This is a genomic window from Candidatus Frankia alpina (genome assembly GCF_902806485.1).
Lineage (GTDB): Bacteria > Actinomycetota > Actinomycetes > Frankiales > Frankiaceae > Frankia > Frankia alpina.
This window is the reverse complement of record NZ_CADCWT010000285.1, coordinates 1-5,323: the sequence shown is the minus strand read 5'-3', so window position 1 is coordinate 5,323 and position 5,323 is coordinate 1. Positions and strand designations below refer to the sequence as shown.

General features: G+C 68.7%; 7 protein-coding genes. 2 read left to right on the top strand and 5 right to left on the bottom strand.

Annotation, left to right across the window (positions count from 1 at the left end):
- The 5 genes from G6R25_RS20950 to G6R25_RS20930 all read right to left on the bottom strand — a co-directional run.
- Positions 1-1,969: cell division protein FtsK (locus G6R25_RS20950; RefSeq protein ID WP_163554287.1), on the bottom strand; the 1,969-nt coding region annotated here is incomplete at its 3' end.
- Positions 1,966-2,214, bottom strand: coding sequence for a hypothetical protein (locus G6R25_RS20945; protein WP_136449247.1), 249 nt, complete (start codon positions 2,212-2,214; stop codon positions 1,966-1,968). The genes G6R25_RS20950 and G6R25_RS20945, both read right to left, overlap by 4 nt.
- The gene (locus G6R25_RS25525) at positions 2,211-3,305 is read right to left on the bottom strand and encodes a hypothetical protein (RefSeq protein WP_205447306.1); all 1,095 of its coding nucleotides are present in this window, start codon (positions 3,303-3,305) and stop codon (positions 2,211-2,213) included. Before G6R25_RS25525 ends, G6R25_RS20945 begins: the two co-directional genes overlap by 4 nt.
- On the bottom strand, positions 3,302-3,985 hold the full coding sequence (locus tag G6R25_RS20935; protein WP_163554286.1) for a sigma-70 family RNA polymerase sigma factor: 684 nt from the start codon (positions 3,983-3,985) through the stop codon (positions 3,302-3,304). The genes G6R25_RS25525 and G6R25_RS20935 overlap by 4 nt, the downstream gene beginning before the upstream one ends.
- Positions 3,982-4,347 (bottom strand): hypothetical protein, encoded by a 366-nt coding sequence (locus G6R25_RS20930; protein WP_163554285.1) that lies wholly within the window; start codon positions 4,345-4,347, stop codon positions 3,982-3,984. Before G6R25_RS20930 ends, G6R25_RS20935 begins: the two co-directional genes overlap by 4 nt.
- 153 nt (positions 4,348-4,500) lie before the next feature.
- Here G6R25_RS20930 and G6R25_RS20925 point away from each other — a divergent pair, with 153 nt between their 5' ends.
- Together G6R25_RS20925 and G6R25_RS30925 are read left to right on the top strand one after the other, a co-directional pair.
- On the top strand, positions 4,501-4,800 hold the full coding sequence (locus G6R25_RS20925) for a hypothetical protein (RefSeq protein ID WP_136449113.1): 300 nt from the start codon (positions 4,501-4,503) through the stop codon (positions 4,798-4,800).
- Between the two features lie 195 nt (positions 4,801-4,995).
- Positions 4,996-5,323, top strand: a 328-nt coding sequence (locus G6R25_RS30925) for a helix-turn-helix domain-containing protein (protein ID WP_163554284.1), incomplete at its 3' end; no start/stop codon positions are given.

The window sequence follows — 5,323 nt, the reverse complement described above, 5'->3', positions numbered from 1 at the left end:
GGTCGGTGCCGAGGACCTCGTCGAGGTCCTCGAGTAGGTCGCGGGTCGTGGGGGTGGTGGTGTCGCGGCGGGGGGTGGTGGTGCCGGGGACGGGCAGGCCCTTACGGCGCAGGGCGTCGAGGGACCGGGTGATGATCGGGGTGACCTGGTCGTTGCCGCGGGAGGCGGACAGGAAGTAGGCCTGGGCGACGACGGAGCGGTCCTGGGTGAGGCCGCGCACGACGGCGTTGCCTTTGTCGACGCCGGGGATGAGGTCGGTGGCGCGGTGGCCGGCGGCGTAGGCGCCTTGGCCGAGAACGGCGTCGTTCTCCTGCCAGCGGGCGACGGCGAAGCAGATGCCGTTGGCGCAGTTCATCGTCACGGCTGGGGGGACGCTGTTGCCGGTGGTCGCCTGCGTGCTGAGGATCAGGTGGATGAGGCGTTTGCGGCCCAGGCGCACGACCGTCTCGCAGGCGATGATGATCCGTTCGCCGTAGACGGGGTGCGCGAACGCGATGTGGGCCTCTTCGAGCAGGGCGCCGATGGGGTGCAGGCCGACCCCGGCGGAGGCGAGTTTGCGGGTGACTTCGGTCTCGCCGTGTTCGATCAGCTTCTCGCCGCGGGTCTGGATCTCGTCGACGAGTTCCTCCATGTCCAGGCAGATCTGTTCGATCTTCTCGTTTTCGGCGCCCATGACGTAACGGGAGCAGCGTGGGGCGAACGCCTCGAAGTCGTAGTTGGAGTCGGGGACCCAGATCCGTAGTTCGGCGGTCGGGTCGAGGGCAACCCCGGTCATGACGGTGCGGGCGACGCTGGACTTGCCCTGGTCGGGCATGCCCGCGGTGATGCTGTTCCGTCCGCGGATCTGCATGGTGAGGGGTTCGCCGCGCAGGCTCTTGCCGAACGGCACGCCCTTGAACACATCGACCTTGCCGTCGGTGAGCAGCGGGTAGGGGCCGGCGCCTTCCTGGAGTGCGCCGGGGTCGGCGATCCAGATGTCGAGCAGGCCCGCGTCGTCGCCGGTGCGTAGCCAGACCTCGTTGACCCGCCGGTGCAGGCTCGCCGCGATCGACTCCCGGCGGGTCTGGGCGGTGATGTGGCTGGCGGGTAGGCCGGCGGGCAGGCGCACGACGGCGTGGGTGCCCCGGCCAACCTGGCGGGCGGACACCAGGTACTGCATCGGGGCGATCTTCAGATAGTCGGTGATCTGCCTAATGCGTAGCGCGGCAAGCGCCTGGGTGAGGGTGCGTTCGTCCACGACGATGTCCACGTTGTCGTCGGTGGACGTGGCGACCCAGCCGGGGGCGGCGCGGCCGGTGCGCCACGCCGCGACCAGCCATGCGGGCACGAGACCGGCAGCGGCCAACGGGACGAGGATGGTGGCCCAGGTGACCAGGGTGCCCAGCAGCCAGCCCAAAAAGTGCCAGTAGTCGCCCCAGCCGATCCCCAGCGGGGTGACCACCCCGACGAGGATGCCGAGGGCGACCAGGCCGGCGGCGATGACGAGCACGCCGGAGGCGGCGGTGATCACGGTGGCCTTGAGGACCTCGGGTAGGTTCGCGAGCCGGGCGCGGCGGGCGTTCTTCGCGGCCTGCAACTGGTCCAGCCAGACCTTGAGTTCGCCGGCGTCGCCGCGGGCCCGGGTGGCGCGGATCTGCTCGCGGATCGCCGCATGGGTGGCCGCATCCACCGCCCGGCGGGCCCACAGGACATGGCCGTAGCCGACGTGCACGGCGGCGCGGGCCGCCGGGCGGGTGACCCCGCGGACCGTGTCGGCGCGGACCAGCGGGCCCGGCCGCCGCCGTTTCAACGCCCCGCCCGCTGTGCGCGGGCCGTCGTCGACCAGGCCGACCGGTGCGACACCAGCAGCGTCGATGACCTCGCCGTCGATGACCCGGTCGTCGTCGATCGCGGGTAGCCACGGACCGGGCAGGACCGTCGCGTCCGGGCCGTCGGTCTCCTCAGACGGGCTGGCGGGTTGTTCGCTCATCGGGCACCTCCCCGGAACGCGGCGGACAGATCGGTCAGGTCGGGGATCAGGACGGTCGACGCACCCAACGGCGAGATCCCGGCGGCGATACCGACCGCGACATCGACGCGTTCGGCGAGGGTGACGATCAGGGCGACGACCAGGCCGGCGGCGCGCAGCCCCAGAACAGCCAGCGCGAGCAGGACGACCGGGACGGTCGCCCACCACGGCAGCCGGCGCAGATCGGCCTGCACGCCGCCGGTCATGCCGACACCTCCCGGTCACCGTCGTGGACCAGCGACAGCGGTGCCTGTCGGCGTGCCGCATGTTCGGTCAGCAGCCGCTTGGCGCGGACCTGTCCGACGCACAGGTGGGTCGCGGCGGCGCGGATCGACAGGCCGCCGGCCGCCTCACCAAGCGCGTCAAGCGCATCAAGCAGGTCGCTGTCAGACCGGGTCGGGGCGGTCGTGTCACGGGCGGCGGGAGGGACGGTGACACCGCGGTTGGGGCGTGCCCCGGGGCGCCCCGGGGATAGCTGTTTCGGCTGGTCCGGGGCTGTTCTCTCTGCTGCACGGTCGGGTGCGTCCAGGGCGGCGACAAGGGTCTTCTCGGGGAGACGGAGGGCCATCTCCGGTGCGGTGGTCACCGCCGGGGCGGGGAGCATGTCGGGGGCGGGGATGGCAGCCGGGGCGGCGGGGATGCTCGGGGTGGCATGCACGTTGACAGTGCCGTGCGGTGGTCGTCGGGACGCTTCCATTGCGAGTAGTTCGGCGGCCGCCCGGTCCTGGGCGCGGGCGACTTGGCGGCGCACGGAGGCGACGGCGAGTTGGGCGCTGGCGGCGGAGATTTGGGCGGCGACCCACTGCGCGTCGTCAGCGGTCAGTTCCGGGCGGGTGGCGTGTCCGAAGGTCCACCACAGGGCTTTCGCGGCGATGCTGACCGACGCGCCGATGCAGGCCATGGCTAGCCCGCCGGTGCGGTGACCCTCGATGCCGATCGCGGTCACGGTGACCGCGAGCAGCGCCCACCCGACCCGGTCGACCACCGTGCGGCGGTCGGGGCGGAACCGGACGAGGTAGGCCATGCCGAGTGCGGCGCACCAGGCGAGGTCGAACACGCCGCCGGCGAGGTAGGCGGTCCAGGTCCCGTCCAGCAGATGGGCGATGCTCACCGTCGACCAGGTGATGCTCACCAACGTCAGGGCCAGAACCAGGCCGACGACCCCGCGGACCGCCAGGGCATCCCAGTCCCTGGGGAGCACCGGCACCGCCACCCGCCGGGTCCGCGTCACCGGGACAGTCACCCCGTCGACGGTGTGACTGTCGGGATACTTCTCCGTTTCAATCCGGTACCTCACGCCGCACCACCTGTTCGGTGTTGGGCGAGGCCGGTCAGTGCCTGGTGCAGGTCCCGTTTTGCCTGCCCGGTAAGCGCTGTCACGGTGTACTCGGCAAGCCCGGTAATCAGCGCGGTGGTGGCAATCGACTGGCCTTCCACATAGCGCAGCTCGATGATCTGCCGGTGCCATGGAGACAGCGTGGCCAGCGCCGTGGCTAGCCGCACCGACAGCGTGGGCGGCGGGGCAGCGTCGGGGTCAGGCAGCGCCGCGGTGAACGTCACCCAAGTGAGCGGCTCGTCGTGCTGCCAGCCGTTCTGGAAGTGGCGGTTCACTATCCGGGTCAGGACATGCGCGAACAGCCAGTGGCGGAACAGCGCGCCGGAGAACACCCCGTCGTGGAGTAATTCCAGGGCGGAGGCGAACACCTCCTGAACGAGGTCGTCGACGTCGGCCGGGTCGACTCCCCGGCGCCGCAGGTGTGCGCCGGTCATCTGCTGGTAACGCTGGTACAGCTCCGCGAACGCCACCGCGTCACCCGCGGCAGCCCAGACGGCGAGCGTCTCGTCAGCGGTGTCCTCGGCGGAGGTGATGGTCTCCCCCGGCCGGCGTACGGCCGGGACGGGCTGGGCCAGGCCGTGGTGGCCGGGAGGGTCGTCGTCAGGCGAACCAGGAGCAGCCAGCAGTCCAGGACGGCTCATCGCACAGTCCTTCCGCCACCATCACCAGGGGATGTGAACTCGTTGTCAAAGGCGCCACAGACCGCAAGGGTCCGCATCCCGGCCGACCTGCCATGCCCAGGAATCCCGCCGAACAGCAGACCGGTGCTGACCGACCACCCGGCGGTCTCCGCCGTGCCGCTCCTGCTGGACGCGTCGCTGGAAGAGGACAGAGCAACGATCTCGGCATCGAGCGCGGCGAGATCACCGGCGACCTCCGGCCAGTCCGCGACGATCCGACGCAGCTCAGCCTCGATCAAGGGCCACTCGGCCTCGGTCCTTCGCAGCTCCCGTGGGGTTGGCTCACGATCCTCGCCAAGCCCGGGGATAGCCTTGATCTGCATCCATGTCTCCTCGTTGGGGCGGCGGGTACATCGGCCCCGGCGGGGCTACCCCCGCCGGCGCCACCCGTCTAGGGACGTCTACACGACCGACCGTACAGCCATCCCTAGACGCTTGTCTAGTGCTCTCTTGACGCTGGCCTTTATGCTGGGACGGTGGGTAACCAAGAAGCGAAGATCTACCAGGCCCCGCTTGGGAAACTCCGAACCGCCCATCTGGCCGTTGTGGCTGAGATCGAAGCCGAGCCAGATCCCGAAGTGGCCTTTCGCCGAGCAACCGCCTTGCGCGAAGACACTGACGTGATGGTCAGCGAGGCAGCTACCTTGCGCGCTCGCATGGCCTTCCGTGTATGGCGGTCAGAGCCCATGTCGCTTAGCCAGCTCGCGGCGCGACTTGGAACATCCAAGGCTCGCGCCGATCAGTTGATACGCATCGCCAAGGCCTATAAGGAGTGAAAGATGCGGCTGCCAGCACGTTCGATATTCGCACAGGAAATCCCTCCGGACCATGCTCTTTCTTCTTTTAACTTCGACTCCTCAATAAGACCAGAAATACAGCAGTGTGGACAGGGCTAGAAACCTAGAAACTTACCCACCTCGAAACCCGGCTCAAAACTCGAATGGCACCAAATTAGTTGAGATAGGGGGATCATGGGTCGACCACGCAGAGGCGAGCTAAGCCCGCGCCTTGCCAAATACAGACAAGCGGCGAACCTGACTCAGCAGGAGGTAGCTGATCGCATAGGAACGACCGCCGAGATGGTCGGGCGGCATGAGCGCGGCATCGCACTGCCGATAAAGTTCTACCGTCTAAAGTACTGCGAACTTTTCGCCGCCACTGAGGACCAGCTCGGGCTACGGGCGTCCACGGAGGCACCTGATAGCCGAGCATCTTCAGGACCTTCGGTAACCGCAGTACAAACTACTGTGCGCGATAGTGACAACGAAAGCACTCTTGATATTTTTAGGCGGATCCATA

Bases quoted from the DNA above. Each gene is read 5' to 3' on its own strand.
- G6R25_RS20930 (WP_163554285.1), bottom strand. From the start codon at position 4,347: ATGCAGATCAAGGCTATCCCCGGGCTTGGCGAGGATCGTGAGCCAACC.
- G6R25_RS20945 (WP_136449247.1), bottom strand. From the start codon at position 2,214: ATGACCGGCGGCGTGCAGGCCGATCTGCGCCGGCTGCCGTGGTGGGCG.
- G6R25_RS20935 (WP_163554286.1), bottom strand. From the start codon at position 3,985: ATGAGCCGTCCTGGACTGCTGGCTGCTCCTGGTTCGCCTGACGACGAC.